The sequence below is a fragment of the Phaeobacter italicus genome (assembly GCF_019801785.1).
In the GTDB taxonomy this organism is placed as follows: Bacteria; Pseudomonadota; Alphaproteobacteria; order Rhodobacterales; family Rhodobacteraceae; genus Phaeobacter; species Phaeobacter italicus.
The window spans coordinates 352,139-378,462 of the sequence record NZ_JAHVIJ010000005.1 but is presented as its reverse complement, the minus strand read 5'-3'; the positions used below and the strand labels follow the sequence as shown (position 1 = coordinate 378,462).

Sequence of the window (26,324 nt, the reverse complement as noted above, 5' to 3'; positions counted from 1 at the left end):
CTCCCTTTTAGGATACGACAGATGTTCAACGTAACTAAGAAATCGATGCAGTGGGGCGAAGAGACGCTCACACTGGAGACCGGCAAGGTCGCCCGTCAGGCTGATGGCACAGTGATTGCCACCCTGGGCGAGACCTCGGTTATGGCAAACGTGACGTTTGCCAAGGAACAAAAGCCTGGTCAGGACTTCTTCCCGCTGACCGTGCACTACCAAGAGAAATACTACGCTGCGGGCAAGGTTCCCGGCGGCTTCTTCAAACGTGAAGCCCGCCCGACCGAAAAAGAAACCCTGACCGCGCGCCTGATTGACCGTCCGATCCGCCCGCTGTTCGTTCCCGGCTTCAAAAACGAAGTTCTGGTCATGTGCACCGTGCTGAGCCACGACCTGGTCAATGACCCGGACATCGTTGCAATGATCGCTGCCTCCGCTGCGCTGACCATCTCTGGCGCGCCGTTCATGGGCCCGATCGCTGGCGCACGTGTTGGTTTCACCGATGGCGAATACGTCCTGAACCCGACCGTCGACGACATGCAGGATCTGCGTCTGAACCCTGAACAGCGTCTGGATCTGGTTGTTGCCGGCACCAAGAACGCCGTGATGATGGTGGAATCGGAAGCCTACGAGCTGACCGAAGCAGAGATGCTGGGTGCGGTGAACTTTGCACACGAGCAGATCCAGCCGGTGATCGACCTGATCATCTCGCTGGCCGAAGAAGCCGCAAAAGAGCCGTTCGATTTCCAGGCACCGGACTACTCCGAGCTGTACGAAGCGGTGAAAGCCGCTGGTGAAACCGAAATGCGTGCAGCATTTGCGATCACCGACAAGCAAGAGCGCACCGCCGCTGTTGCAGCTGCTCGTGAAACCATCAAGGCAGCTCTGAGCGAAGAGCAGCTGGAGGACGCGAACCTCGGTTCCGCGATGAAGAAGCTGGAAGCAGGCATCCTGCGCGGTGACGTCGTCAAAGGCGGCAAGCGCATCGACGGCCGTGACACCACCACAGTCCGTCAGATCGTTTCTGAAACCGGCATGCTGCCCCGTACCCACGGTTCCGCCCTGTTCACCCGCGGTGAAACACAGGCGCTGGCAGTGACGACCCTGGGCACCGGCGATGACGAACAGTTCATCGACGCGCTGCACGGCAACTTCAAATCCAACTTCCTGCTGCACTATAACTTCCCTCCCTATTCGGTTGGTGAAGTTGGTCGCGTTGGTTCGCCCGGCCGTCGTGAAATCGGCCATGGTAAACTGGCATGGCGTGCACTGCAGGCTGTTCTGCCCGCACCGACCGATTTCCCCTACACCATCCGCGTTGTGTCCGAGATCACCGAATCGAACGGCTCCTCCTCGATGGCGTCGGTTTGCGGTGGCTCGCTGTCCATGATGGACGCAGGCGTTCCGCTGAAGGCACCTGTTGCCGGTGTCGCCATGGGTCTGATCCTGGAAGACGACGGTTCCTACGCGATCCTGTCCGACATTCTGGGTGACGAAGACCACCTGGGCGACATGGACTTTAAAGTGGCAGGCACTGAAAACGGCATCACCTCGCTGCAGATGGACATCAAGGTCGCAGGCATCACCCCTGAGATCATGGAAAAAGCCCTGGCCCAGGCCAAGGACGGCCGGATGCACATCCTGGGCGAGATGTCCAAGGCCCTGTCGGAAACCAATGCGTTCTCCGTACACGCGCCGCGCATCGAAACCATGCAGATCCCGACCGACAAGATCCGTGAAGTAATCGGCTCTGGCGGCAAGGTCATCCGTGAAATCGTGGAAACCTCTGGCGCGAAAGTCGACATCAACGACGACGGCGTGATCAAGATTGCATCCGCTGACGGCACTGCGATCCAGAAGGCCTACGACATGATCCATTCGATCGTGGCTGAGCCGGAAGAAGGCGCAGTTTACACCGGCAAGGTCGTGAAAATCGTCGATTTTGGTGCGTTCGTGAACTTCTTTGGCAAACGCGATGGTCTGGTACACGTTTCCCAGATCGAAAACCGCCGCCTGAACCACCCTTCGGATGTTCTGAAGGAAGGCCAGGAAGTTAAGGTCAAGCTGCTGGGCTTTGACGATCGCGGCAAGGTTCGCCTGTCCATGAAGGTTGTGGATCAGGAAACCGGCGAAGAAATCAAAGCCGAAAAGAAAGAAGAGAAAGCGGATTAATCCCTCCTCTTGCTTCTGAAAAAGAGAAAGCCCCGGTGTTTCACCGGGGCTTTTTGCTGGATGGCCAGACTGGACGGCTTGCTGCAAAACACCTAGCAAGACTCCATGACCAAATCATACGTGATACATCTCGCGGCAAGCACAGCGCGCACAGATCTCGTCTCTGCACTGGTTCAGACACTCCCAGGCGGGCAGGTTCTGGACGCTGTGGACGGGCGAAAGATGTCGGCTCAGGAACGTGCCCAGGTTTCAGTGCCGCATTTGCTGGATCCGCGCTATCCCTTCCCGCTCATGCCCTCAGAGATCGGCTGCTTTCTCTCCCATCGCAAAGCCTGGAAGGCCATCGCGGAGGGCGAGGCGGATTTTGGTTTTGTCGCAGAAGATGACGTTGTCACGACTGATGGTTTCGCTGATGCCTTGCAAATCGCATTGGACCACGCAGACAGGCAGAGCCTGATCCGATTTCCCATGGCCCCGCGCGAAAAGCCCAAATCGGTAGTCGCAACGAAGGGTTATGTGAGGCTGTTTCGCCCTCAAGAGATCGGCCTGACCGCCGCGCTTTACCTGCTTGGCAAGGACGCAGCACATTCATTGTGGTCTCAATCAGAGCGGTTTGACCGTCCGGTAGATACCTGGCTGCAGATGCGGTGGGAAACAGGCGTCGATAGTCTGACGCTCTGGCCCAGCTGCATCAAGAGCGCTGCCGCAAGCCACGGCGGCTCCACCATACAGAAAAAACGCAGCCGCATGGACCAGCTCAAGCGAACTTGGCACCGGGCGCGCTATCGCGCAGCTATTACAAGTTTGTCGAAAGGCGGTTAGGAAGCGGCCGCCAGACTGCAAAACGAAAAAAGGGGCCATGCGGCCCCTTTGTTGTTCATTGCGCAGGTCTGCGCGATCACTGCGGCGCTTTGGTTTTGCGCAGGTAAGGGAAGATCGTCTCGAACTCGCCAAACTTGGCTTTTGCGTCCTCGTTCGAAACGGTTGGCGGGATAATGACATCCTCGCCCGGAACCCAGTTGGCAGGTGTGGCAACACCGTTGCCGATCGACATCTGCAGACCGTCAAGCGCCCGCAGGATTTCCGCAAAGTTGCGGCCAACTGTCATTGGATAGGTCATGGACAGTTTCAGCTGCTTGTCGGGCCCGATGATGAAGACAGAGCGCACCGTTGCGCTATCGGCGGGCGTCCGGCCATCGGGCAGATAGGCCTCGGCAGGAAGCATGTCGAACGCTTTGGACACCGCAAGACCTTCATCCGCGATAATCGGGAAGCCCGCGGGGGTGCCCGCAAATGTTTCGATATCGCCTTTCCACTTTTTGTGGTCCTCGGCACCGTCGACGGAAACACCAATCACCTTGGTATTGCGCTTGGCCCATTCATCCGCCAGCTGCGCGACCGCGCCGAATTCGGTGGTGCAGACAGGGGTAAAGTCCTTGGGGTGAGAAAACAGAATCGCCCAGCTGTCTCCGATCCAATCATGGAACGAGATGGTGCCCTGGTCGGTTTCTGCGGTGAAATCCGGAACCACATCATTGATACGCAAACCCATGGGTCTCTCCTCTGCTGTCAAATGGATACATGGTATGGCGCTAACCTAACCACTGCGGAGGCAGGTTAAACCCTTGATGCGCAAACTTCACCGGAAAAGACGATCACGATTGAGGCGCGACCCACAGTGCAGTGATTGTTCCGGACCCGGCGAAAAAGGGAGAACATTTCCCTTGTCCTGCCAACAGGTGGATAATTTGATCAAATTTCTCGCGCCCCCTTGCCGATCCGATATCGCAATGACAGAGTGACGCCAATTGCGGGCAAGGCCCGTCAAATTCTGACATCTGGGAGGTCAGTCATGATCGAAAAACGTGATTTCTACATCAACGGCCAATGGGTCGCCCCCGCGTCTTCCAATGACTTCGAGGTCATCGACCCATCCACCGAATCCCCCTGTGCTGTGATCTCTCTCGGTGGTGAAGCTGACACAAATGCTGCAGTTGCCGCAGCCAAAGCCGCGCTGCCGGGTTGGATGGCGACCCCGGTTGAAGACCGCATCGCGCTGGTTGAAAAGCTGATCGCCATCTACGAGACCCGCACCGAAGATCTGGCACAGGCCATGAGCGCGGAGATGGGCGCACCGATTGACATGGCGCGGACCCAACAGGCCGGGGCCGGCAGCTACCACCTGCAAAACTTCATTCGCGCAGCAAAGAACTTTGCGTTTGAACACCCGCTCGGCGATCACGCTCCCAACGACCGCATCATCCACGAAGCGGTAGGGGTCGCTGCACTGATCACGCCCTGGAACTGGCCGATGAACCAGATCACACTCAAAGTCGGAGCCGCAGCCATTGCGGGCTGCACAATGGTGCTGAAACCCTCCGAGCAGAGCCCGCTCAATGCGATGATCTTTGCGGAAATGATGGACGAAGCAGGCTTCCCTCCTGGTGTGTTCAATCTGGTCAACGGGGATGGCGCAGGTGTAGGCACCCAGCTGTCCAGCCACCCGGATATCGACATGGTCTCTTTCACCGGCTCTACCCGCGCAGGCACTGCCATCTCCAAGGCCGCCGCAGACACCCTCAAGAAGGTTCATCTCGAACTGGGCGGCAAAGGGGCAAATGTCATTTTTGAAGATGCCGACGAAAAGGCGGTCAAACGTGGCGTGCTGCACATGATGAACAACACAGGCCAGAGCTGTAACGCTCCGAGCCGGATGCTGGTTCAGAAAGGCATTTACGATCAAGCCGTCGAAGAAGCCGCTGCTGTCGCCGCCAAGGTAGAAGTCGGCCCCGCCTCCAAGGAAGGCCGGCACATCGGCCCCGTTGTGAACGAACTGCAGTGGAACAAAATCCAGGACCTGATCCAGAAAGGCATCGACGAAGGCGCGCGCCTTGTTGCTGGCGGCACCGGGCGCCCGGATGGGCTGAACAAAGGGTTCTATGTCAAACCCACCGTATTTGCTGATGTGAACAATCAGATGACCATCGCCCGCGAGGAGATTTTTGGCCCGGTTCTGTCAATCATTCCCTTCGAGACCGAAGAAGAGGCTATCGAGATCGCCAATGACACGCCCTATGGCCTGACCAACTATGTTCAGACCCAGGACGCAAACCGCGCAAATCGCATGGCCCGCAAACTGCGTGCCGGTATGATTGAGATGAACGGTAAATCCCGCTCGGCAGGCTCTCCGTTCGGCGGCATGAAGCAATCTGGCAATGGTCGCGAAGGTGGCAGCTGGGGGATCGAGGATTTCCTCGAGATCAAAGCCGTCGGTGGCTGGGCTGCTGAATAAGCACCCGCCGAAATCGTAGATGAGAAGAGCCGCCTAAACGGGCGGCTCTTTGTTTTTCAGGGGGTCAAAACAGGCTCTAATCAGGGAGATGCAACACTAGCTGCGGTTGTCCGTCCGACGTGCATTCAGCTGAACGCCCGTCCCATCCAATGGTCCCCGTAATCCTTTGGCGCCAGGCCGAGAAGCTGTCAAACTGCACCACGTCGACCGCTTCATGCAGATGCAGCGTCACGCGCCGGCGCGCGCCTTCTGCAAAGACTTTGAGGCCCAGAAGTTCTGCGGTGAAGGGCTGCCCAAGATATGTGCCGCGCAGCGTCTGCCCAACCCTAAGGGTCTGCGGTCGTCCGTTTGACAACGGTCTTTCGGCCTTGGCGCTGAGCGTGTTCCAGTCGCGAAAGCCGTACTGCTGCGCAACCATCTCAAGCGCCGCACTATGTGACAGGTCCAGATTACGGGTTTGCAGCTGCTGGCGGAGCCTGCGCGCCTGCTGTTTGAGGTTCCCGACAGTTGGGAGCTCGTCTTGATGTGTCATTTGTCTTGCCTCTTGTTCAATCAACAAGATGCGCCTGAAAACGGGGCCCGCATTGCCATTGGCGCATCGCGTGGATGAGCAAAAGACAGAGAAATCAATTCGAGGGTTCACCTTGGTTCAAAACCGCGGGCGGCGGGGCCTCGTCCCCTGCAAACCGGCATAGTGACATAAGCGTGGTCACGTCAAGTCTGCATGATCACCGGATAAGGAGGACAAATCGCTTGACCTCAACCTGACTTGAGCATGCAGGCTCGCCATTCCTGATCAACTGAGTGACAAGGAAAAGGACAGATGAACCACCACGTGACCGCCACAGCCACCATCGGCACAGAACTCACCGGGGTATATGAAACCCACCTAACAGTCCGCGATCTGGATCGTTCCATCGCATTTTATCGCGACATCATCGGGCTTGAACTGGCCCGCGTCCTGCCGGAACGTCAGGTTGCGTTTCTCTGGGTGGGTGGCCCAGAACAGGGGATGCTGGGCCTGTGGGGGACGGGGACGGCCCCGATGGGCATGCGCCTGCACATGGCGTTTCGCAGCACGCCCGCCGCAATGGATGGCATTTGCGACCGGCTGAGCGATGTCGGCGTGCAGCCCCTCGATTTCAACGGCGCCCCCACAGAAGAGCCAGTGGTTCTTGGCTGGATGCCTGCGCTTTCGGTCTATTTCAAGGATCCTGACGGCCACTCGATCGAAATCCTGAGCTACCTGAACGAGGAGCCAGACCCTGCCTTCGGGGTTGCCGGATTCGCGCAATGGGAAACGCAAAGACGTACCGCCCAATAGCAAGGCTGGCCAGAACCGCCGCAGAAGCATATGACATCGCAAGAGCCGAGAGGAGCCTGCGATGATCATCACCCGCCTGCATGGCCGACTGGGAAACCAGATGTTCCAATATGCCGCCGGCCGCGCCCTGGCGGACCGGGTGGGCGTTCCGCTTGCATTGGACAGCCGTGCGGCCATTTTGCGCGGTGAGGGCGTACTGACCCGCGTGTTTGATCTAGAGCTTGCCGATCCCGTTCACCTGCCGCCTTTGAAACAGACGAATCCGCTGCGGTACGCAATCTGGCGCGGCATCGGGCAGAAAGTCGGCGCCAAACCATATTTTCGCCGCGAGCGCGGTCTTGGGTATAATCCGGCTTTCGAGGACTGGGGCGACAACAGCTATCTTCATGGCTATTGGCAGAGCCAGAAGTATTTTCAAAACAGCGCTGAACGTATCCGGAGCGAATTCACTTTCCCCGCGTTTTCCAATCAGAAAAACGCCGAAATGGCCGCCAGAATCGCGGAAAGCACTGCGATTTCTCTGCATGTGCGACGGGGCGATTACCTGACCTTTGCGGCACATGTTCTGTGTGATCAGGCCTACTACGATGCGGCATTGGCAAAGGTGCTGGATGGTCTGCAGGGCGACCCAGTCGTCTATGTCTTTTCCGATGACCCCCAGTGGGCCAAGGACAACCTGTCACTGCCTTGCGAAAAGGTCGTTGTCGACTTCAATGGGCCAGAGACCGATTTTGAAGACATGCGCCTGATGAGCCTGTGTCAGCACAACGTCATCGGCAACAGTTCTTTCTCCTGGTGGGCGGCATGGCTCAATCAAACGCCAGGTCGACGGGTCGCGGGGCCTGCCAAGTGGTTTGGAGACCCCAAGCTGAGCAATCCCGACATCTTTCCACATGATTGGCTGCGGATCTCCGTCTGACCTCAAAACGGGGCTTTTGCGCGGAACTTCATGGATTCTCCGCTATCGGGGTGTTTGACCCGCAGCTCTTCCGAATGGAGCATCAGCCGCTCATGGTTCCTTGCGGGGCCTTCGGCATAGATCGGATCCCCAAGGATGACATGGCCTAGCGCCAGCATATGCACCCGCAATTGATGCGACCGACCCGTTTTCGGCGTAAGACGCACCCGTGTCGCGGCCTCCTCGTATTTGGTCACGCGCCAATCCGTCACGGCTGGTTTCCCGGTCTCATGGCAAACCATCTGGCGGGGACGGTTGGGCCAGTCAACGATCAACGGCAGATCAACTGTCCCGCTTCTCGGCTCAAGACGCCCGTGCACGCGCGCGACATAGGCCTTTTTCGTCGTGCGCTTTTCAAACTGCATCGACAAATGCCGCTGCGCATGGGCGGTCATGCCAAAGATCATCACGCCAGAGGTGTCCCGGTCCAGCCGATGCACCAGAAGTGCCTCGGGAAAGACGGCCTGAACCCGCGAGATCAAACAATCGGCAAGATGTTCCCCTCGTCCCGGCACACTCAGCAATCCGTGCGGTTTGTTCACCACCACGATTTCTGCGTCGTGGTAGAGAATATCCAACGGATCCTGCGGCGGGTTGTATTCGCTTGAGAGTGTCATGGTCGCGTCCCTAGCGCCCTGCACACCACAGGGCAAGCTTTCGCAACGTCGTGCTTGCCGCGGCAGACCGCCCCCGTCAGGGTTGAAAGCACCATCCGATTGAAGGACCAGATCGATACCATGACCCACCCGACGATCGAGACCCTGCTGAACGTCGTTGCCAAGGGCGATGATAAGGCGATTGCCGCCCTGCTGGCTGAGGACGTGCAGTTTCTGCCGCCGACTTATTGGAAAACATGGACGGGTCGGGCGCCTGTTGCTGCCATTCTAGGGCATGTCGGGCAGATCTTTACCGAATTCCGCTACCGCCGGATCATGGGTGATGGCGCTGATTGGGCGCTGGAGTTTCAATGCAAGGTCGGGGAGCTGGACGCAGTTGGTGTCGATTTGATCACCTTGGACGACACCGGGCTTATCACCCAGTTCGAGGTCGTCATGCGCCCCTACAAGACCGTCGGCGCGTTGCGGGACGCAATCATGGAACGGGTTATGCAAGATCCGCGGTTCATCGGCTTTCAGTCCGCGCTCAGCTGATTGAAATGGACCGTGTCCTGAGGGTCATTCTTTTCCCGGTTCTGGTCGCACAAGCCATTTCCGTCCGTCGAAGCGCGCTGCGCCTGCCAGAACCCATCGGACCACGCAGTGGCGATGTCATTCGCAAGGTCGATCATCCGCCTCTGCGTATCCTGATTGCAGGGGACAGTTCCGCTGCGGGGGTGGGCGTTTCCACCCAGGCAGAGGCGCTCTCGGGTCAGTTGGCAGCACAGCTTTCCTGCACCCACGCCGTGCACTGGCGTCTGCTTGCAACCAACGGGCACCGCACGGCCGACACGCTGTTGCGCCTGCAACAGGAACCGACAGGTCGGGATGTGGATGTCGTGGTGCTGGCCTTGGGGGTAAACGATGTGACCCGACTGACCAGCAAGACGCGGTTTCACATGGAACAGTCAGCCCTGATCAATTTGCTGAAACGGAAATACCGGGCCAAAGTGATCATTCTATGTGGCGTCCCGCCAATGGCTCGTTTCCCAGCCCTGCCTAATCCTCTCGCCTGGTTTCTGGGGCAGCATGCCGCCCGTCTTGACCAGGTGCTTGCCCGCCTCGCTGAAACACAGGCAGACGTGCTGCACCTGCCATTCCAGATTGACCTGTCACCGGACATGGCGGCCCGGGACGGCTATCACCCGTCAGCTAGGGCCTATCGCCTCTGGGCCGAGGTTCTCTGCAAAACCATAAGGGGCTGGGGACACCCCGCTAGGCGCGACGCATCTGACGGACAAGCGACGTGGAATAGATAATCAGAGCCAGCCAGATCATCGGAAAGGCAATCATCCTCGCACGCCCGAACTCCTCTCCAAACAGGAATACAGCAGCGAGAAAAATCATCGTCGGCGCGATATACTGCAGGATGCCAATCGTGGACAGCCGCAACAGCTTGGCACCGTTGGCATAGGTGATGAGCGGCACCGCCGTCACCACACCGCATCCAACCAACAGCACCGTATCCCCAAGATCACCACCAAAATGCGCGCCGCCGGTTGACGCAAGATAGACCAGATACCCGATGGCTGGCGGTGTCAGGATCAAAACCTCCAGCATGAAGCCCTGATTGGGGCCAACCGGGAGGGATTTCTTGAAGAAGGCGTAAAACCCCCAGCTGAGCGTTAGGCCAATCGCAGCCCAAGGCAAACTTCCTGCGTCCACCGCCAGCACAACGACGGCAAGGGCGGCCAAACCGATCGCGACCAGCTGGGCAACAGTCAGGCGCTCTCCCAGCAGTAGGGCGCCCAGCATGACGCTGAACAATGGATTGATGTAGTAGCCCAATGCGGCGTCCAGGGCATGCCCTGTGGCAATGGACCAGACATAGATCCCCCAATTCACGGAAATCAGCGCCGCAGTGACACAGCCCATCGCCAAAACCTTGGGGGACCGCAAAGCAGACTGCAAATCGCGGGTGCGGCGCAGAACCACCAGAAGAATGCCAGCCACCGGGACCGACCACAGAACACGGTGCGCAACGACCTCTGCCGCGGGCATATGAGAAAGCGCCTTCATATAAAGCGGCAGGAAACCCCACATCAGATATGCTGAAATCGCAAAGGCGAGCCCTTGGGGCGTATCGACATTCTCGCGTTTTTGCTGCGACATCCTGTGCCCCTTTTCCTTGCGACAAAGTTGATCCGCAGGATTGCAGCTCTCTCAAGAGTGAAGCGGACACGCCTTTATCGCAGCTCTGCGAAAAAGAAAAAGAGACCTTTGTGTTATCACCGGCATCAACAAAAATGATGGCCCGCGGTCAAATGATCGACTGCGGGCCAATGTTTCACGTGAGAGAGCGGAGCGGCGGTCAGGCCTTCACACGCTCCGATTTGGGGTCGTACATCGGCTTCAGCGAAGCCTCGGCCTTCACCTTCACACCGCAGACGTCGATCTCGTAGGTCGATCCCAGCACATCTGCTGCGCTTTCTCCTTCGCAAGGCACATAGCCCATGCCGATGGCGGCACCCAGCGTATGGCCATAGTTGCCGGAGCTGAGGTAGCCCACGTATTTGCCGTCGCGGATGATCGGTTCGTTGTGGAACAAGAGCGGCTCGGGATCGGTCAGCTTGAACTGGACCATCCGGGCCTTGGGGCCGGTTTCCTTGCGCTCCAGCACCGCAGCCTTGCCGATGAAATCGTCCTTGCCGGTGGCGACCGCAAAGCCGAGCCCTGCGTCGATCACATTGTCCTCGCAGGTGATGTCGTGGCCGAAGTGGCGAAAGCCCTTTTCGATCCGGCAGCTGTCCATCATGTGCATCCCGCAGAGTTTCAGCCCCATGTCCTGCCCTGCCTCCCACAGGGTTTCAAACACGTGGCCCGCCATGTCTGCACCGACATAGATTTCCCAGCCCAATTCGCCCACATAGGTCACCCGATGCACACGGGCGAGGCCCATGCCCAGCTCGATCTCCTGCGCGGTGCCGAAGGGATTCACCTCGTTGGAGAAGTCGTTGGGCGACACTTTCTGCAGCAGTTCGCGGGAGTTCGGACCCATCACTGCCAGCACCCCCTCGCCTGCGGTCACATCGGTGAGCACGACGTTGAAACCGCCCTTGTTACGCATCATCCAGGTCTGGTCGGCAAGGCGGGTCACCGCAGGGGTCACCACCAGATAGACGGTCTCGCTCAGGCGGGTGACGGTCACATCCGCCTCGATCCCGCCGCGGGAGTTCAGGAACTGGGTGTAGACGATCTTGCCCGCCGGAACCGAGACGTTGGCACCGCAGATGTAGTTCAGAAAGGTCTCGGCATCCGGGCCTTCGACGCGGATCTTGCCGAAGGAGGACATGTCGTACATGCCGACGTTTTCGCGCACAGCGCGGTGTTCGGCGGCAGAGTTTTCGAACCAATTCTGCCGCTTCCAGCTGTACTGGTATTCGCGTTCCTGGCCCTCGTTAGCGAACCAGTTGGCGCGCTCCCAGCCGCCGATTTCACCGAAGACCGCGCCCTGTTCTTTCAGATGATAGTGGAACGGTGTGCGGCGCACGCCGCGGGCAGTTGCCTTTTGCCGGTAGGGGAAGTGATCAGCGTACAAAAGGCCCAGCGTCTCTTTGGAACGTTCAAACAGATAGTGCTTGTTGCCTTGGAACGGGTGCATGCGCGAGATATCGACGTCGCCCAGGTCAAACGGTTTCTGGCCGTCTTCCATCCACTGCGCCAGCGCCATACCTGCGCCGCCCGCCGACTGGATGCCGATTGAGTTGAAGCCCGCAGCAACCCAGAAGTTGTCCATCTCCGGCGCCAGACCCAGGTGATAGGCATCATCCGGGGTAAAGGACTCCGGGCCGTTGAAGAAGGTGTGGATACCGGCCTCGGCCAGCATCGGCATACGGTTGCAGGCGGCTTCCAAGATCGGCTCAAAGTGGTCGAAGTCTTCCGGCAGCTGGTCGAATTCAAAGGTGTCAGGGATACCGTTCATCGCCCAGGGTTTGGCGTTTGGCTCAAACGCCCCCAGCAGGATCTTACCCGCATCTTCCTTGTAATACGCACATTCGTCAGGCACCCGCAGGACCGGCATCTGGGTGTGGCCCTCGATGCCTTCGGTGACGATGTAAAAATGCTCGCAGGCGTGCAGAGGTACGTTGACGCCAGCCATCCGGCCAACCTCATGGCCCCACATGCCGGCGCAGTTCACCACCATGTCGGCCTGAATGTGACCCTGGGACTGGCCATCATCGCTGATCCAGTCGACACCAGTGACGCGACGGCCATTTTTGGAGATACCCGTGACCTTGATCCGCTCCTTGACCAGCGCGCCGCGCTGGCGAGCGCCTTTGGCGAGAGCCAGCGCGATGTTTGCGGGATCACCCTGACCGTCCTTGGGCAGCCATACCCCACCGGTAACATCACCGACGTTCAGATGCTCGTAGCGGTCCTTGACCTCAGCAGGAGAGATTTCCTCGACATCGACGCCAAACGCGCGCGCCATGGCGGCCTGGCGGAAAATCTCTTCCTTGCGCTCTTCGGTCAGGGCCACGGTGATAGAACCGCAACGTTTGAAGCCCGTGGCAACGCCGGTTTCTGTCTCCAGCGAGCCGTAGAGTTCCTGACTGTATTTCGCCAACTTGGTCATGTTGGCGGTCGCGCGCAGCTGGGCGATCAGGCCCGCGGCGTGCCAAGTGGTGCCGGACGTCAGCTGCTTGCGCTCCAGCAGAACCACATCCTTCCAGCCCAGCTTGGTCAGATGATAGGCCACCGAACATCCGATCACACCACCGCCGATAATGACCACGCGGGCCTTGTTGGGAAGATCGCTCATCTCATGTCTCCAGATCTCTCTTTGGTCTGAGAATGACACGATCAGGCGACACAAAATGTATGAAAAGCGCCAAGAAGACCCGAGATTTCACCCGCCCCTTCTTCCCCCTCCCGGAGCCCGCCCATTTTCCAGCCGCGATTTGCGAAGGCTAAGCGGGGTAATCCCGAAAAAGGCCTTATATAGGGTCGAAAACCCATTCGAAAATCCACAAGCCAGCCCAATCTCCCGAACGCTCATCGTTGTGTTGAGAAGCAGGTTATTCGCCTTGTTCAGCCGCATTTCCCGATAAAAACCATTGGGGGTCGTCCCCAGATAGGTTTTGAACTTTCGCTCAAGCGATCGGGTCGAGATACCGAGGTGATCGACGATTTCGTTGATGGGCAGCGGATCCTCGATGTGATCCTGCATGACGCGGATTGCCTGGTCCAGATCCGCATCACCCGTGATCGTCGGCTTCACCCCTGAAAAAGGCTGCAAAGAACCATAGTCGCGCACTTTCTCATGCAGCAGAATGTTGGCGACCGTCATCTGCGCGGCGGCTGTTGTCAGCTGACCAATCAAGGTGAGAACCACATCCACAGTGGCCCCCATCCCGGCGCAAGTGACCACCTGGCCGTCTTCGCTGGCGAGCGCGAAGTTGGCGTCAAACAACCCCGAGCGCTCCCGCAGGAGTGTGGCATTCTCCCAATGCGTGGTATGCAGTCGGCCGTCACTCGCATGATCGCTGATATATCTGCTGGCTGCTTCCGCCAAAAGATATACCTTAGCGCCCCGGGTTCGGTAGGTTGCGATTTCCGGCCCAAGGGACAAGGCAGGGCAATCCGGATCACTATTGCCAAGGACGAAAACGCAGTCCGCATCAGGGCGCGGCACAAAGGGGTCGGTTTCGACAACAGCGCCCGCCCGGCAACCGACCTTTCCGCCTGCGGCAGAGCGTAATGTCCACTGAAACGGTGGCTGTGCCAGCACCCGGTTCGCCAGCCGCAGCGGCTCTATCACTGCCGAGAATTCTGTCAGGACAAACCCCTCGGCAAGCAGGATGTCTACTTGCCAAGGGCCATGCTCCGCCCCGGTCTCATGGGGCGGGATGTCGCGCGGATCAGGCGCGGAGCCGTTCATTGTCCGGATCCCACATCGGCGCATCGGCCTGAACGACAGCACGGCACAGCTCTCCGTAGATGTCGACCTGCAGTTCGGTTCCCGGCTCAGCCAAATCTGCCCGCACCATTCCCAGCGCTATTGATGCACCAACACGGTAGCCCCATGCTCCCGAAGTGGTTTCACCCACAATCGCATCGCCGTGGCGAATGCAGGACATGTAAGGGGCATCTGCTTCACCGGCATCGACCTTCAAGGTCACAAACCGCTTGGCCACACCGCGCTGCTTTTCCGCCAGAATGGCAGCCTTGCCGGGAAACGCCTGTGGCTTGTCGAGCTTCACGAACCGCTCCAGCCCACCTTCCAACAGCGAATAGTCGGTCGAGAGATCACCTTTCCAAGCGCGATAGCCTTTCTCGATCCGCAGAGAATTCAGCGCATACATGCCAAAGGGAACTGCGCCTGCCTCCAGAACGGCCTCATAGATTACCGGCATATCTTCGTTCAGTGCGTGAACCTCCCAGCCCAGCTCCCCGGCGAACGACACCCGGATAAGGAATGCCTCACGGCCCGCGACGGTCGCCGACTGATGGGTGAGCCATCCGCTCTCGAAATCGCCATCACTGAGACCTGCAAGAATGTCGCGAGACTTGGGGCCTGTCACGATCAGCGTGTCGCGTGTGGTGGTAACATCGTCCACGGAAACAGAGGCGGGCATCGCAGAAAGCAGAATATCCCTGTCATGCCACTGCGCCGTCGCTGCGGTAATCATCATGAACGCCTCATCCGCCAATCGGACACAGGACATCTCTGTCAGAATGCGACCGCGGTCATCAGCGATATAGACCAGATTGATCCGGCCCACCTTTGGCAGACCACCTGTTATGAGACCTCGCAGCGCCTCGGTGGCGCCTTCGCCTGTGACCATGAACCGCGAAAAGCCCGGCAGATCCAGAACCCCGCAATGGTCACGCACGGCCTCACATTCTTCCTTGATGCGCTGTTCCCACGGCCCTGACCGGCCCCATGTATGCGTGGCTTCAAGGGATGTGTCATCACCGGGCTTGGCAAACCAATTTGCCCGCTCCCACCCGTTGTAGGCCCCCATCTGTCCGCCCAGTTCTTTGACCTTGGCATGTACGGGCGACAGCTTCTTCTCACGCGCAGCGGGCCATTCGTGGTGCGGGAAGTGCATGGCATATTCGTTGCCATAAACTTCCATGCCCTTTTGGTTGCAATAATCCTGATCGGTGTAATCGGTGTAACGACGTGGATCGACAGCCCACATGTCCCATTCGGTATGACCATCCACGATCCACTCTGCCAGCACCTTGCCAGCACCACCGCCCTGCGCGATGCCAAAGGTGAAGGTGTGCGCCTCAAACGCGTTGCTGACACCAGGCATGGGGCCGATCAATGGCAGGCCATCCGGCGCATAGGGAATCGGCCCGTTGATGACGCGACCGACACCGGATGTCGCCATCAAAGGAACCCGTTCCATAGCATCTGTGACGATATCCTCGATGCGGTCCAGATCGTCATTCCAAAGCTGAAAGCTGAAATCCTCGGGCATCGGATCATCTTCGGTCATCCAATGCCCCCTGCAGTTCGGCTCATAGGGGCCAAGGTTAAAGCCGTTCTTCTCCTGCCGCAGGTAATACGAGACATCCACGTCGCGCAGCAGCGGCAGCTTGCCTCCATTTTCCTTGGACCAAGCTTCGATCTCCGGGACTTCATCGGTCAGAAGATACTGGTGGCTCATCACCATGGCAGGCACCGTACGGCCGCCATAGGGTTTGAACCATTCCCCGACGCGCTGTGCATAGTAACCCGCAGCATTGACCACGTAATCGCAGGTGATGTCGCCCTTTTCCGTATGGACGATCCAGCTGCCATCATCTTTCTGGGTAACATCGGTGGCCGGGCAGAAACGGACGATCTTCTGTCCCAGGTCCCGCGCGCCTTTGGCCAAGGCCTGGGTCAGCTGGGCCGGATCGATATCCCCATCGGTCGGATCATACAGCACCCCTTCCAGATCATGCGTCTCCAGAAACGGATAACGCGCCTTTGCCTGTTCGGGGGTCCACATCTCCATCGGAATGCCCTGATAGCGGCCCATCGACATGGCGCGCTCAAACTCCTGCATCCGTTCCTTGCTATGCGCGAGCCGGATCGAACCCGAGACATGGTAATTCATTGGATAATCCACCTCGTCAGCGAGGCGCGAATACAGCTCGGTCGAATAGCGCTGCATGTTCATGATCGCCCAAGAGGTCGAGAACGTCGGCACATTGCCCGCTGCATGCCAGGTCGACCCCGCCGTCAGCTCGTTCTTCTCAAGGAGCACACAATCGCTCCACCCCTTTTTGGCAAGATGATAGAGCGCCGAGCAGCCGACGACACCGCCGCCGATGATGACCACTTTGGCCTTGGTTGGAAAATCAGACATGGTGCCTCCCTGTGTGGCAAAGACCTCTTTGGGTCCTGGTTTCATGTTCCGCCCTGGAACGGATGAGATATGTTTGAAAGATGCGCGGCCTCATCGCATGCCCGCCTGCGGCGCAGAGCTGAGCCCCAAAAGAACGCCGTAGATGACAAAACAGATGGCCAGCAGACGGCGAATCCAGACATTGAACACCGCCGCCATCGCAGCCTTGCCCATGACAACCCCGATCAGTGTGAACCCCGTATAGCTGAGCGTCGTCAGAACCAGCGCAGTCGGCATGATCACGACCATCTGCTCCCAGATCGGCACATCCGGCTGAACAAATTGGGAAAAAGCTGCAAGATATCCGGCCACGCTCTTGGGATTGATCGTCGCTACCGCCAATGCGTGCAGATAGACATGGCGGACAGGCCGCTCCGTCTGGGGCACCGGCCGCGTGGCATTTTGCCAACCGCGCAGTCCCAGATAGATCAGGAAGCCCGCTCCTATCATTTTCGCCAGCCAGAACCCGGTCGGAGACGCCGCAATCAGCGCGGTCACCCCAAGCGCAGACAGAACCAGAAACAGGCTCGCCTGGGTCAGAATGGCAAGAACTCCCACCATCGCCCGCAGAAAGCCAAGGTTCATTCCGTTTGAAATGCAGTTGACGGCGTTCGGGCCCGGCGTGGTGACAAACACCGCCCAGAACAGGGCAAAGACGCTCCAGGCTTCAAAACTCATCAGTACACCGGCGGAGCAATGACCCAAACGGCAACGCAGGGCTCATCATAGGGGTTCGACCACTGATAGGGTTCGTGGCGGATCCGGAAACTGTCTCCCGGCCCGACTGAGAATTCCCGCCCACCAATGACCAGATCCAACCGGCCTGAGATCACATAACCCACCTCCTGGGTCGGCCGATCTGCCGGCGTCTGCATCTGTGACCGGGGCTGAAATGTGGAGTGCACCATTTCGAAATCATCGGTCAGATCAGGAGACAACAGCTCTTCAATCAACCCCTCCTCGCCCGAGCCCATCGGTCGGCGCGCGCCTGCCCGCACCACATACCCCTGCTCATCAGCGGGGGAGGCAGAATGGGCAAACAACATGGACATCGGGACATCAAGACATTTGGCGATGGCCCGCAGATCAGAGATCGAGGGCTCGGATTTGTCCCGTTCCACCTGGCTCAACCAACCAACCGAACGCCCAAGTCTCGCGGCCAGGTCTGTAAGGGTAAGGCTGCGCGACTTACGCAGCGCACGCAAATCAGCACCAAGGGTGGCAGGCTGGGGGCTTTGATCGGTCACAGATATGTCTCGTGAAAAAATGATCTACTTTTTCACAGTGGCGCGAATCGGTGAAAATTCCAAGAATTTTTTCATGCCCTTCCCCCATTCCCGGCCCAAAACGCAAACAGCCCGGCACAGGCGCCAGGCTGTCATCTTTCCCCAAATACTCTGGGGTGAGGCCCGTCAGGGCCGAGGGGCAAAGCCCCTGCGCATTCACAGACGGCCGAAAACCGCCTTCAGGATTTCCGTCAGCGCATCCGCATCTTCCGGGGTAAAGGCGTCAGGCAGATCACTGTCCAGATCAAACACCGCGATAACCTCCCCGGCACCGTTCAAGACCGGCAGAACCAGTTCGGATCGGGTCGAAGAGGCGCAGGCGATGTGACCAGGGAAGGCGTCGACATCCGGCACCAATTGCACCTCGCCGGTACGCGCGGCCGCACCGCAAACCCCACGAGCAAAAGGGATCTGCAGACAACCATGTCCCCCCTGATAGGGGCCGATCTTCAACAGTTCCGGTGCCACTACCCTGTAAAACCCGGTCCAGTTGAACCGCTCATCACTGTGATGCACCTCGCAGGCGACCGTCGCCATCAGCGCCACATCATCGGTTTCCCCCTCGGTGAGGGCAGCAATTGTTCGGGCCAGATCGGCGTAATCTACTCGGGTCATTTCAGTCTCTGCAGGTCAAAGGACAGGAAGGGGGCATTTCTGCCCCCTTCCCTGCGATTGGTCAATTGTCAGCAGTCACAGCTGTCGAAATCAGTCGCGCTCGATCGCGATGGCCGTGCCTTCGCCACCTCCGATGCAGATCGCTGCGATCCCACGCTTGAGCCCGCGCTTTTCCAGCGCGTTCAGCAATGTGACCATGATCCGCGCGCCAGATGCTCCGATCGGATGCCCCAACGCACAGGCCCCGCCGTTCACGTTCACCTTGTCACGCGGGATACCCATCTCGCGCATGAAAGCCATCGGCACGACGGCAAAGGCTTCGTTTACCTCCCAGAGATCCACATCATCGACGCTCCAGCCCAGACGATCCATCAGCTTGCGCGCCGCCGGAACCGGTGCCGTGGTAAAAAGACCCGGCGCCTGCGCATGACTCGCATGGCCCATGACCCGCGCCCGCACGGTCAGCCCTTGCGCCTCGGCGGCCTCTGCCGACGCCATGACCAGGGCCGCTGCCCCATCAGAAATCGACGACGCATTGGCCGCCGTAACGGTTCCATCCTTGCGGAATGCAGGCTTCAGAGTGGGGATCTTGTCAGGTCGCGCGGACTTGGGCTGCTCATCAGCATCGGTCACAACCTCACCCTTGCGGGTTTTCACAGTGACAGCGGCGATCTCACCATCAAAAGCGCCGCTCTCCTGCGCTTCCAACGCGTTGGACAGGGACTTCAGCGCATAGTCATCCTGCTCTTCGCGGGTGAACTGATAGGTTTCTGCGCAATCCTCGGCAAAGGTTCCCATCAGACGGCCCTTGTCGTAGGCGTCTTCCAGACCATCCAGGAACATGTGGTCGACGACCTGGCCATGACCGATCCGCGCACCACCTCGCATCTTGGGCAGCAGGTAGGGGGCGTTGGTCATGCTTTCCATACCACCTGCGATCATCGTGTCTGTCTGCCCCAGCGCGATCTGGTCATAGGCAATCATCGCAGCCTTCATGCCAGAGCCGCACATCTTGTTGAGCGTTGTGGCAGGAACCTCTTCACCCAGCCCCGCAGCAAAGCCAGCTTGGCGCGCAGGCGCCTGGCCCTGCCCTGCGGGCAACACGCAGCCCATCAGCACCTCATCAACGGTCTTGGCACCCGCGCCTTCCAGCGCCGCACGGATCGCTGTCCCGCCCAAATCAGCCGCAGAGACACCATCGTACATGCCCTGAAACCCACCCATCGGCGTGCGGGCCGCACCCGCAATAACAACAGTTTTCATCAATTATTCCTCCCAATGTCGAAATAGTGCATACAAAATCGTAAGGATTAACGTCTAGATTGATCGTCAACACATATTGACGCGGGGACACTCACTCATGAGCCTGACCAGTACAACAGCCGATGGAACACAGATCGTAACCGTCAATGCCGAACGTATTGATGCAGCTATGGCAATCCAGTTCAAGGAGGACATGCGCTCCACGACCGAGAACGGTCCGGATCGCGTCATTCTCGATTTGTCAGAAGTCAAATTCATTGATTCGAGTGGCCTGGGCGCCATCGTTGCAGCGATGAAACAGCTGGGCCAAGGTCGCAAACTGGATCTCGCCGGCCTCACACCGATGGTGGACAAGGTGTTTCGTCTGACCCGCATGGATACTGTCTTTGACCTGTACCCCTCCCTGCCGGATGCGCAGGCGGTGAACCGCGTAGAATCTTGATTCAGGGCGCGCTGAAAAGGCGGAGCGACACGATCATGGTAGATAGTTTTTCCTGCTCGTTCACAGCGACTGAACTGGATGCCCGCACGGGCGTTCAGGATGTTGTGAACCGTCTGCGTGAAATGGGCGTCCCCGAAGCCCGCGCAGACGAGGTTCAGATTGCCCTGACCGAGGCAGTAAACAACGTGGTCGAACATGCCTATGCAGGTATGGACGTGGGCGATGTGCGCATCCGCTGCAATCTCGACCCCGAACAGCTCTGGATATCAATTGGCGATGCGGGTGTTCCATTCAAGGATGGCCAACTCCCCGCTGGCACCCGACAAGACCTGAACGTCAGTCTGGAAGAGCTGCCAGAAGGCGGGTTTGGCTGGCTCTTGATCCGGGAACTTGCCACAGATGTTCAATATGAACGCAATGACGCAGGCAACAACCTATCCCTCCGCTTTGAAATCCAGATGCGCAATGCAAAGCCGGCCTAAGTTCGACAACGGTCAGTTTTTTTGTGGTCCAGACCCGATTGGGTCAGCTTTCATGAACTTGTGAACAAAACCTGACGGCACGGCATCAGATTGCCATTGCCATCCCCCCTTCGCGCTCTAACCTTGCTCCTAGTTGGAGGAGGCATCATGCGCGATTTTCATTTCCCAGGCCGCTCAGCTGTTTACGCTGAAAATGGTATCTGTGCGACATCCCACCCTTTGGCGGCCGGTGTTGCCATCGACATCCTCAAACGCGGTGGAAACGCCATGGATGCCGCCATTGCAGGCGCGGTCCTTCTGGGAATCTGCGAACCGCAGATGACCGGGATTGGCGGCGATTGCTTTGCGCTTTATTCGCGACCGGGGGAGCCCGTGAAGGCGATGAACGGCTCTGGCCGCGCGCCCGCAGCTGCAGACGCCTCTGCCTTGCGCGCCGAAGGGCACGACAGCATTCCACTCCGCAGCGCCCATGCCGTCACCGTGCCTGGTGCCATCGATGCCTTCTGCAAATTGTCCGAAGAAGAGGGCAAGCTGGGGCTTGATGCCCTTCTTGCTCCGGCGATCCACTACGCCGAGGCAGGCGTCCCGGTTGCGCCGCGCGTGGCATTTGACTGGCAGAACGATCAGGATACCCTGCAAGGAGCGGCCCGACAGTCGTACCTGATTGACGGCAAAGCACCAACCATCGGGCAGATGTTCCGCGCGCCGGGGCAGGCAGAAGTCCTGCGCCGTATAGCAAAAGACGGTCGCGATGCCTTTTACTCGGGCGAGATCGCCGAAGACATGCTTTCGGCACTGAACGCCCTGGGGGGGGTGCATACCGCCGAAGACTTCGCTGGTGTGAGCGCGGATGCCACCACCCCAGTCGCGGGGGACTACAAAGGCATAGATCTAGTCGAGCATCCGCCAAACGGTCAGGGTGCGACCGCCATTCTCATGCTCAACATGCTCAAGCATTTTGACATCGCAGGCATGAACCCCATCGGTGCCGAGCGCGTGCATATCGAAGCAGAGGCCGCCAAGCTCGCCTATGACGCCCGCAACCGGTTCATTGCTGACCCAGACCACACCAGTCGCCTTGACCACATGCTGTCACCCGAAACAGCCGTTCAGCTGGCCGAGTTGATCAACCCCCGAAAAGCCATGGCAGGCCCCAAGGCAATCAGCGAAGCGGTGCATAAGGACACGATCTACATCACCGTCGTCGACAAGGATCGGATGGCGGTATCGCTGATCTATTCGATTTTCCACGGCTTTGGCTCTGGCATCGCGTCGGAGAAGTTCGGCATCCTTTTGCAAAACCGTGGAGCCGGCTTCACTCTGGAGGACGGGCAGCCCAACATGCTGGCGGGCGGAAAACGCCCGATGCACACGATCATCCCGGGCATGCTTCGCAAAGATGGGGAGGTTACGATGCCGTTTGGCGTGATGGGCGGGGCCTATCAACCCTGTGGTCACGCACGGTTCGTCTCCAACTTGACCGATTTTGCCATGGACCCGCAGGCAGCGATTGATTTGCCCCGCGCCTTTGCAGATGGCGATGTCCTGAAAGTCGAGCGCGGCTATAGCGATGACGTGCGTCAGGAGCTGGCGGACATGGGGCATGACATCACCATCCCTGACACCGCAATCGGTGGCGCGCAGGCCATCCAGATCCATTCAGCCGGCATTCTTGAAGGGGCAAGCGATCCGCGCAAGGACGGCTGCGCTCTCGGCTATTGACGAATGTTGCCCCCATTTCTGCAGCACAGCAGTGGGGGCAGCGATCAGGAGATCAGTTCAGCTGATACTGCAGCGCGTAGACACCATCGTCAAAGCTTCCAAACATCTCTGACACATCAGGGTGGCCAATCGGCTCCCCGGAATAGTCGGGCAAGAGATTTTGCTCGGATACGTAGGCGACGTAATAGGTCTGATCGTTTTCAGCCAGCAGATGGTAGTAGGGCTGTTCCTTGATTGGACGGCTGTCCTCGGGGATGGCCTGGTACCACTCTTCTGTGTTGGCAAATTCCGGATCCACATCAAAAACAACACCGCGAAAGGGATGCTTGCGATGCCGGACGACCTGGCCAAGGCTGAATTTTGCGCGTGTTCTGAGCATGGATGCTGTACCTACTCTCTGAACATAGGGCGGGACAAGGGAAAATGTCCATAAAACGGCAGAGTTAACGTGGAAACAGACTGTAGGCAGAGATACGACAGTCCACGATCTGCCGTCTCAATCCCTAAAACGCCCCCATATCTGCGCCGATCAGCTGCGGTTTCGGCGGTTCCGCTCTTGGTTTCTTGGCTGTCAGCTTTCATATAAGGGGCAACGACGAAATGGAGAAAAAGCGCATGATCGATATTCTTGGCGGCGCGGGAGACAACGCCCCCGCAGGTGATCTGATCAAGGACGTTACCGAGGCCACCTTCATGCAGGACGTGGTCGACGCGTCGATGCAGGCACCGGTGATTGTTGATTTCTGGGCGCCATGGTGCGGCCCCTGCAAAACCCTTGGTCCGGCTCTGGAAGCCGCAGTGACCAAGGCAAAAGGCGCCGTGACAATGGCGAAGATCGACGTGGACCAGAACCAAAGGCTGGTTCAGGCTCTGGCGCAGCAGGGCCTGCCGCTGCAGTCGATCCCGACGGTTGTGGCTTTTGTACAGGGTCGCCCGATCGACATGTTTCAGGGCGCGGTCGCACCTTCAGAGATTGACGCCTTCATCAAGCGCGCAATCGAAGCCGGTGGCGGCTCTGCAGACGGCGGCCTGGGCGAAGCCGTCGAGATGGCCGAACAAATGCTGGCGGAGGGCAACATCGCGGATGCCGCTCAGACATTTGCTGCGGTGATCGGTGAAGACGACAAAAACGCCGCCGCCTACAGTGGTCTGGCCCGTGCACATGTCGCGATGGGTGACCTGGATCAGGCAGAAGCAGTGCTGAACGGTGCCCCCGCCGAAATTTCGACTGCCCCCGAAATCGAAGCCGCCCATGCCCAAATCGCCCTGGCCCGTCAGGCCGAAAACGCGGGCCCGGTTGCAGAGCTGCGCGCAAAAGTGGACGCAAACCCGGATGATCTGCAGGCCCGTTTCGATCTTGCTCAAGCGCTGCATGCCGCCGGTGATGCAGAAGCAGCGGTAGAAGAGCTGCTGGCCCTGTTCCGCAAGGACCGAGAATGGAACGACGGTGCTGCAAAAGCCCAGCTGTTCACCATTTTCGACGCACTCAAGCCCAACGATCCGATCGTGCTGAATGGGCGGCGCAAACTTAGCTCGATGATATTTGCCTAAGCGGACCCCAGCACTACAGTCCCTAGTCATGATACAGGCTAATGACTTGCCAGACACCTTGCCGGTGTTTCCGTTACCCGGGGCGCTTTTGCTGCCCCGGTCCCGGCTGCCGTTGCACATCTTTGAACCTCGGTATCTTCAGATGCTGGAGGACGCATTAAAGACACCGCAGCGGCTGATCGGGATGGTGCAACCTTTCCCCGGCAAGGACGGCACCAACGAACTGCATAGCATCGGCTGTGCCGGACGCGTCACCCAGTTCTCAGAAACAGAGGACGGGCGCTATCTGATCACACTCTCTGGGGTTTCCAGATTCCGAATTTCAAACGAAATCGACGGTTTCACCCCGTACCGACGCTGCAAGATCACATGGGACGGCTTTGAACGGGATCTGGGCAAGGGCGAGCATGACACCCACTTTAACCGTCCAGGGTTTCTTGATCTGCTTGAGCGGTATTTTGAATCGCGCAACCTGTCGACCGATTGGGAAACGCTCAAGGATGCGGACGACGAATTGCTGATCAACTCGCTGTCCATGCTTCTGGACTTTGATCCGGAGGACAAACAAGCCTTGCTAGAGGCGCCCTGCCTTGCGACAAGACGCGAAACCCTCGTCACGCTGATCGAATTTCTTCTGCGTGGCGGCTCGCATGAGGAAACCCTGCAATGAGCCCTGACACCACCCATTCTGGTCAGCCCGAAGCCCCAGCCTTTGACCGCCGTATGCTTGAGGCTCTGGTTTGCCCCCGCACCCAGACGACGCTTGAATATGATGCTGATAGTCAGGAGCTTATTTCACGCGCCGCCAATCTCGCATTTCCCATCCGCAATGGCATTCCCGTAATGTTGGTGGATGAGGCGCGGGTTCTGGACTGATCCGTCAGACGACAAATAAAAAGCCGGGCCTGATGCCCGGCTTTTTTGGTTAGATCGGACGACCTTGCAAAAGGCGGGGCAAATCCCCTGTGAGGCCAGCCGCCTCTCGGATAAAACTCTGGCGCAGGCCAGGGATAGCACCGACAACTCCCATCCCGATATCTCGCCCCAAACGCAGCAACGGGTTGTCGTTGGAAAACAATCGATTGAATGCATCGGTTGCAGCCGCAAGGCTGGCGGTGTCAAAGCGGCGCCATTGCTGGTAGCGGTCCAGAACAAGCGAAGAAGCGATGTCTTCGCCCCGGCGCCTTGCCTCTGTCAGCACCTCTGCCAATGCACCAACATCACGAAGCCCAGCATTGAGCCCCTGCCCTGCGATCGGATGCACCCCATGGGCCGCATCACCAACCAGCGCCAGCCGCTCTGCGACAAAAGCATTCGCAAGCGTCAAATTCAGCGGATAGGTAAAGCGGTCCCCGGCCAGCCGGATGTCCCCCATGAAATCACCGAACCGCGGGCGCAGAATGGACAGATAGCTTTCTTCGTCGAGCGACTGGATGGCCGCCGCGCGATCGCTGCGCTCACTCCAGACGATCGAAGAGCGATTTCCAGGTAGCGGCAAAATGGCAAGTGGCCCGGGGGGCATGAAGAACTGATGGGCAATCCCGTTGTGCGGACGGTCGTGTTCGATTGCGCAGACCAGCGCGGTCTGCCCATAGTCCCACCCGGTCCGCTTAATACCGGCACGTTCCGCGGTGCCACTGCGCCGCCCATCTGCCCCCACAAGCAAACGTCCCCGCAGGCTATCTCCCGAGGCAAGCGTGACCGTCACGCCTGTGGCATCGGCCTCTTGCGCTATGACCGTCTGCTCATCAACCAGGGTGATCGCTGGCTCGGCCTCCATCGCGTCGCGCAAGGCCCGGCGGAGGTAACGATCCTCGATCATGTACCCCATCGGGCCTTCTTCGATTTCTGCGTGGTCGAAATGCATGAAAAAGGGCGAAGGCCCCTGTCCGGCACGCCCATCGGTCACTTTGATTTCCAGCATCGGCTGGGCTTGCCCTGCCACCGCGCCCCAGACGCCGATCTGGTCGATCAGTTTCTGAGAGGCCAAGGCCAGCGCGTAGCTGCGCCCGTCAAAATCTTCGCGCGCCCGCGCATCGCGGGGCAAGGCATCAATCAGCGTAACAGTATGTCCGGTCTGAGCCAGCGCCAGGGCCAGCGCCGGACCGTTAAGACCACCGCCGACGATCAGGATATCCGATGTGTTTTTCATGCCTCGCAATATGCCCCTGTCTTTGGGATTGTCCATGGGGCGCGGTGCCGCTACCGTCGCCTCATTTCGA

26 protein-coding genes are annotated in these 26,324 nt (G+C 58.8%); 13 read left to right on the top strand and 13 right to left on the bottom strand.

Going from position 1 to position 26,324, the window contains the following annotated elements; translation table 11 throughout:
- Positions 1 to 21: 21 nt before the first annotated feature.
- Together pnp and KUV39_RS14485 are read left to right on the top strand one after the other, a co-directional pair.
- Positions 22 to 2,163 carry a polyribonucleotide nucleotidyltransferase gene (gene pnp / locus KUV39_RS14490; RefSeq protein WP_037302597.1) on the top strand — a complete coding sequence of 714 codons (2,142 nt, stop codon included), beginning with the start codon at positions 22 to 24 and terminating at the stop codon, positions 2,161 to 2,163.
- Between the two features lie 105 nt (positions 2,164 to 2,268).
- Positions 2,269 to 2,985, top strand: a complete 717-nt coding sequence (locus KUV39_RS14485) for a glycosyltransferase family 25 protein (protein WP_222460103.1) — start codon at positions 2,269 to 2,271, stop codon at positions 2,983 to 2,985.
- A gap of 76 nt (positions 2,986 to 3,061) precedes the next feature.
- On the opposite strand, the gene KUV39_RS14480 is transcribed toward KUV39_RS14485, so the two are convergent.
- Positions 3,062 to 3,715, bottom strand: coding sequence for a peroxiredoxin (locus KUV39_RS14480; protein WP_008560131.1), 654 nt, complete (start codon positions 3,713 to 3,715; stop codon positions 3,062 to 3,064).
- Positions 3,716 to 4,015: 300 nt separating this feature from the next.
- Here KUV39_RS14480 and KUV39_RS14475 point away from each other — a divergent pair, with 300 nt between their 5' ends.
- A complete protein-coding gene (locus KUV39_RS14475) occupies positions 4,016 to 5,455 on the top strand; it encodes an aldehyde dehydrogenase family protein (RefSeq protein WP_222460102.1) in 1,440 nt (479 codons plus the stop codon).
- 76 nt (positions 5,456 to 5,531) lie between these two features.
- Here the strand turns inward: KUV39_RS14475 and KUV39_RS14470 are convergent, their stop codons facing one another.
- Positions 5,532 to 5,987 carry a glyoxalase superfamily protein gene (locus tag KUV39_RS14470; protein WP_222460101.1) on the bottom strand — a complete coding sequence of 152 codons (456 nt, stop codon included), beginning with the start codon at positions 5,985 to 5,987 and terminating at the stop codon, positions 5,532 to 5,534.
- Positions 5,988 to 6,278: 291 nt separating this feature from the next.
- On the opposite strand from KUV39_RS14470, the gene KUV39_RS14465 reads away from it, so the two are divergent.
- Positions 6,279 to 6,779 (top strand): VOC family protein, encoded by a 501-nt coding sequence (locus KUV39_RS14465; protein WP_222460100.1) that lies wholly within the window; start codon positions 6,279 to 6,281, stop codon positions 6,777 to 6,779.
- Positions 6,780 to 6,840: 61 nt separating this feature from the next.
- Entirely contained in the window at positions 6,841 to 7,698 is an 858-nt protein-coding gene (locus KUV39_RS14460) for an alpha-1,2-fucosyltransferase (protein ID WP_222460099.1), read from the top strand.
- Between the two features lie 2 nt (positions 7,699 to 7,700).
- On the opposite strand, the gene KUV39_RS14455 is transcribed toward KUV39_RS14460, so the two are convergent.
- A complete protein-coding gene (locus tag KUV39_RS14455) occupies positions 7,701 to 8,354 on the bottom strand; it encodes an RluA family pseudouridine synthase (protein ID WP_008560586.1) in 654 nt (217 codons plus the stop codon).
- A 120-nt stretch (positions 8,355 to 8,474) separates the two neighbouring features.
- Here KUV39_RS14455 and KUV39_RS14450 point away from each other — a divergent pair, with 120 nt between their 5' ends.
- A complete protein-coding gene (locus tag KUV39_RS14450; protein ID WP_050674248.1) occupies positions 8,475 to 8,888 on the top strand; it encodes a nuclear transport factor 2 family protein in 414 nt (137 codons plus the stop codon).
- Between the two features lie 5 nt (positions 8,889 to 8,893).
- The gene (locus KUV39_RS14445) at positions 8,894 to 9,652 is read left to right on the top strand and encodes an SGNH/GDSL hydrolase family protein (protein ID WP_222460098.1); all 759 of its coding nucleotides are present in this window, start codon (positions 8,894 to 8,896) and stop codon (positions 9,650 to 9,652) included.
- Here KUV39_RS14445 and rarD read toward each other — a convergent pair.
- The 8 genes from rarD to KUV39_RS14405 all read right to left on the bottom strand — a co-directional run bounded on the left by rarD (position 9,609) and on the right by KUV39_RS14405 (position 19,905).
- Positions 9,609 to 10,505 (bottom strand): EamA family transporter RarD, encoded by an 897-nt coding sequence (rarD, locus tag KUV39_RS14440; RefSeq protein WP_222460097.1) that lies wholly within the window; start codon positions 10,503 to 10,505, stop codon positions 9,609 to 9,611. The genes KUV39_RS14445 and rarD overlap by 44 nt on opposite strands.
- 199 nt (positions 10,506 to 10,704) lie before the next feature.
- Positions 10,705 to 13,194 carry a GcvT family protein gene (locus KUV39_RS14435; protein ID WP_336512825.1) on the bottom strand — a complete coding sequence of 830 codons (2,490 nt, stop codon included), beginning with the start codon at positions 13,192 to 13,194 and terminating at the stop codon, positions 10,705 to 10,707.
- Positions 13,195 to 13,242: 48 nt separating this feature from the next.
- Complete coding sequence (locus KUV39_RS14430) at positions 13,243 to 14,274, bottom strand: GlxA family transcriptional regulator (RefSeq protein WP_244998371.1); 1,032 nt, start codon at positions 14,272 to 14,274, stop codon at positions 13,243 to 13,245.
- Entirely contained in the window at positions 14,255 to 16,702 is a 2,448-nt protein-coding gene (locus KUV39_RS14425) for a GcvT family protein (protein WP_222460095.1), read from the bottom strand. The genes KUV39_RS14430 and KUV39_RS14425 overlap by 20 nt, the downstream gene beginning before the upstream one ends.
- A gap of 90 nt (positions 16,703 to 16,792) precedes the next feature.
- Positions 16,793 to 17,419 (bottom strand): LysE family translocator, encoded by a 627-nt coding sequence (locus KUV39_RS14420; RefSeq protein WP_222460094.1) that lies wholly within the window; start codon positions 17,417 to 17,419, stop codon positions 16,793 to 16,795.
- On the bottom strand, positions 17,419 to 17,988 hold the full coding sequence (locus tag KUV39_RS14415) for a helix-turn-helix domain-containing protein (RefSeq protein WP_008559056.1): 570 nt from the start codon (positions 17,986 to 17,988) through the stop codon (positions 17,419 to 17,421). The genes KUV39_RS14420 and KUV39_RS14415 overlap by 1 nt, the downstream gene beginning before the upstream one ends.
- A 195-nt stretch (positions 17,989 to 18,183) precedes the next feature.
- Positions 18,184 to 18,642, bottom strand: coding sequence for a GAF domain-containing protein (locus tag KUV39_RS14410; protein ID WP_222460093.1), 459 nt, complete (start codon positions 18,640 to 18,642; stop codon positions 18,184 to 18,186).
- A 90-nt stretch (positions 18,643 to 18,732) separates the two neighbouring features.
- Positions 18,733 to 19,905, bottom strand: coding sequence for a thiolase family protein (locus KUV39_RS14405; protein WP_046211736.1), 1,173 nt, complete (start codon positions 19,903 to 19,905; stop codon positions 18,733 to 18,735).
- A 97-nt stretch (positions 19,906 to 20,002) separates the two neighbouring features.
- Here KUV39_RS14405 and KUV39_RS14400 point away from each other — a divergent pair, with 97 nt between their 5' ends.
- The 3 genes from KUV39_RS14400 to KUV39_RS14390 all read left to right on the top strand — a co-directional run bounded on the left by KUV39_RS14400 (position 20,003) and on the right by KUV39_RS14390 (position 22,551).
- Positions 20,003 to 20,347 carry an STAS domain-containing protein gene (locus tag KUV39_RS14400; RefSeq protein ID WP_008559381.1) on the top strand — a complete coding sequence of 115 codons (345 nt, stop codon included), beginning with the start codon at positions 20,003 to 20,005 and terminating at the stop codon, positions 20,345 to 20,347.
- Positions 20,348 to 20,382: 35 nt separating this feature from the next.
- On the top strand, positions 20,383 to 20,829 hold the full coding sequence (locus KUV39_RS14395) for an ATP-binding protein (protein WP_008560172.1): 447 nt from the start codon (positions 20,383 to 20,385) through the stop codon (positions 20,827 to 20,829).
- 147 nt (positions 20,830 to 20,976) lie between these two features.
- Positions 20,977 to 22,551: a gamma-glutamyltransferase family protein gene (locus KUV39_RS14390; protein ID WP_222460092.1), complete on the top strand. Its 1,575-nt coding sequence runs from the start codon at positions 20,977 to 20,979 to the stop codon at positions 22,549 to 22,551.
- A 52-nt stretch (positions 22,552 to 22,603) separates the two neighbouring features.
- On the opposite strand, the gene hspQ is transcribed toward KUV39_RS14390, so the two are convergent.
- The gene (gene hspQ, locus KUV39_RS14385; RefSeq protein ID WP_008560778.1) at positions 22,604 to 22,930 is read right to left on the bottom strand and encodes a heat shock protein HspQ; all 327 of its coding nucleotides are present in this window, start codon (positions 22,928 to 22,930) and stop codon (positions 22,604 to 22,606) included.
- Positions 22,931 to 23,166: 236 nt separating this feature from the next.
- Between hspQ and KUV39_RS14380 the strand changes: the two genes are divergently transcribed.
- Genes KUV39_RS14380 through KUV39_RS14370 form a run of 3 tightly spaced genes read left to right on the top strand, consistent with a single transcriptional unit; the run spans position 23,167 to position 24,978 of the window.
- Positions 23,167 to 24,102: a tetratricopeptide repeat protein gene (locus KUV39_RS14380; protein WP_222460091.1), complete on the top strand. Its 936-nt coding sequence runs from the start codon at positions 23,167 to 23,169 to the stop codon at positions 24,100 to 24,102.
- A 28-nt stretch (positions 24,103 to 24,130) separates the two neighbouring features.
- Positions 24,131 to 24,772, top strand: coding sequence for an LON peptidase substrate-binding domain-containing protein (locus KUV39_RS14375; protein WP_037302598.1), 642 nt, complete (start codon positions 24,131 to 24,133; stop codon positions 24,770 to 24,772).
- Complete coding sequence (locus KUV39_RS14370) at positions 24,769 to 24,978, top strand: Trm112 family protein (RefSeq protein WP_008561237.1); 210 nt, start codon at positions 24,769 to 24,771, stop codon at positions 24,976 to 24,978. The genes KUV39_RS14375 and KUV39_RS14370 overlap by 4 nt, the downstream gene beginning before the upstream one ends.
- 49 nt (positions 24,979 to 25,027) lie before the next feature.
- Here the strand turns inward: KUV39_RS14370 and KUV39_RS14365 are convergent, their stop codons facing one another.
- Positions 25,028 to 26,254 carry an FAD-dependent monooxygenase gene (locus KUV39_RS14365; RefSeq protein ID WP_222460090.1) on the bottom strand — a complete coding sequence of 409 codons (1,227 nt, stop codon included), beginning with the start codon at positions 26,252 to 26,254 and terminating at the stop codon, positions 25,028 to 25,030.
- Positions 26,255 to 26,324 lie beyond the last annotated feature (70 nt).

Coding starts and splice junctions, on each gene's coding strand:
- KUV39_RS14380 (WP_222460091.1), top strand. CDS start 23,167: ATGATCGATATTCTTGGCGGCGCGGGAGACAACGCCCCCGCAGGTGAT.
- KUV39_RS14445 (WP_222460098.1), top strand. CDS start 8,894: ATGGACCGTGTCCTGAGGGTCATTCTTTTCCCGGTTCTGGTCGCACAA.
- pnp (WP_037302597.1), top strand. CDS start 22: ATGTTCAACGTAACTAAGAAATCGATGCAGTGGGGCGAAGAGACGCTC.
- KUV39_RS14475 (WP_222460102.1), top strand. CDS start 4,016: ATGATCGAAAAACGTGATTTCTACATCAACGGCCAATGGGTCGCCCCC.
- hspQ (WP_008560778.1), bottom strand. CDS start 22,930: ATGCTCAGAACACGCGCAAAATTCAGCCTTGGCCAGGTCGTCCGGCAT.
- KUV39_RS14425 (WP_222460095.1), bottom strand. CDS start 16,702: ATGTCTGATTTTCCAACCAAGGCCAAAGTGGTCATCATCGGCGGCGGT.
- KUV39_RS14370 (WP_008561237.1), top strand. CDS start 24,769: ATGAGCCCTGACACCACCCATTCTGGTCAGCCCGAAGCCCCAGCCTTT.
- KUV39_RS14465 (WP_222460100.1), top strand. CDS start 6,279: ATGAACCACCACGTGACCGCCACAGCCACCATCGGCACAGAACTCACC.
- KUV39_RS14480 (WP_008560131.1), bottom strand. CDS start 3,715: ATGGGTTTGCGTATCAATGATGTGGTTCCGGATTTCACCGCAGAAACC.
- KUV39_RS14430 (WP_244998371.1), bottom strand. CDS start 14,274: ATGAACGGCTCCGCGCCTGATCCGCGCGACATCCCGCCCCATGAGACC.
- KUV39_RS14485 (WP_222460103.1), top strand. CDS start 2,269: ATGACCAAATCATACGTGATACATCTCGCGGCAAGCACAGCGCGCACA.
- KUV39_RS14410 (WP_222460093.1), bottom strand. CDS start 18,642: ATGACCCGAGTAGATTACGCCGATCTGGCCCGAACAATTGCTGCCCTC.
- KUV39_RS14455 (WP_008560586.1), bottom strand. CDS start 8,354: ATGACACTCTCAAGCGAATACAACCCGCCGCAGGATCCGTTGGATATT.
- KUV39_RS14460 (WP_222460099.1), top strand. CDS start 6,841: ATGATCATCACCCGCCTGCATGGCCGACTGGGAAACCAGATGTTCCAA.
- KUV39_RS14400 (WP_008559381.1), top strand. CDS start 20,003: ATGAGCCTGACCAGTACAACAGCCGATGGAACACAGATCGTAACCGTC.
- KUV39_RS14390 (WP_222460092.1), top strand. CDS start 20,977: ATGCGCGATTTTCATTTCCCAGGCCGCTCAGCTGTTTACGCTGAAAAT.
- KUV39_RS14450 (WP_050674248.1), top strand. CDS start 8,475: ATGACCCACCCGACGATCGAGACCCTGCTGAACGTCGTTGCCAAGGGC.
- KUV39_RS14375 (WP_037302598.1), top strand. CDS start 24,131: ATGATACAGGCTAATGACTTGCCAGACACCTTGCCGGTGTTTCCGTTA.
- KUV39_RS14365 (WP_222460090.1), bottom strand. CDS start 26,254: ATGAAAAACACATCGGATATCCTGATCGTCGGCGGTGGTCTTAACGGT.
- KUV39_RS14420 (WP_222460094.1), bottom strand. CDS start 17,419: ATGAGTTTTGAAGCCTGGAGCGTCTTTGCCCTGTTCTGGGCGGTGTTT.
- KUV39_RS14470 (WP_222460101.1), bottom strand. CDS start 5,987: ATGACACATCAAGACGAGCTCCCAACTGTCGGGAACCTCAAACAGCAG.
- KUV39_RS14405 (WP_046211736.1), bottom strand. CDS start 19,905: ATGAAAACTGTTGTTATTGCGGGTGCGGCCCGCACGCCGATGGGTGGG.
- KUV39_RS14395 (WP_008560172.1), top strand. CDS start 20,383: ATGGTAGATAGTTTTTCCTGCTCGTTCACAGCGACTGAACTGGATGCC.
- rarD (WP_222460097.1), bottom strand. CDS start 10,505: ATGTCGCAGCAAAAACGCGAGAATGTCGATACGCCCCAAGGGCTCGCC.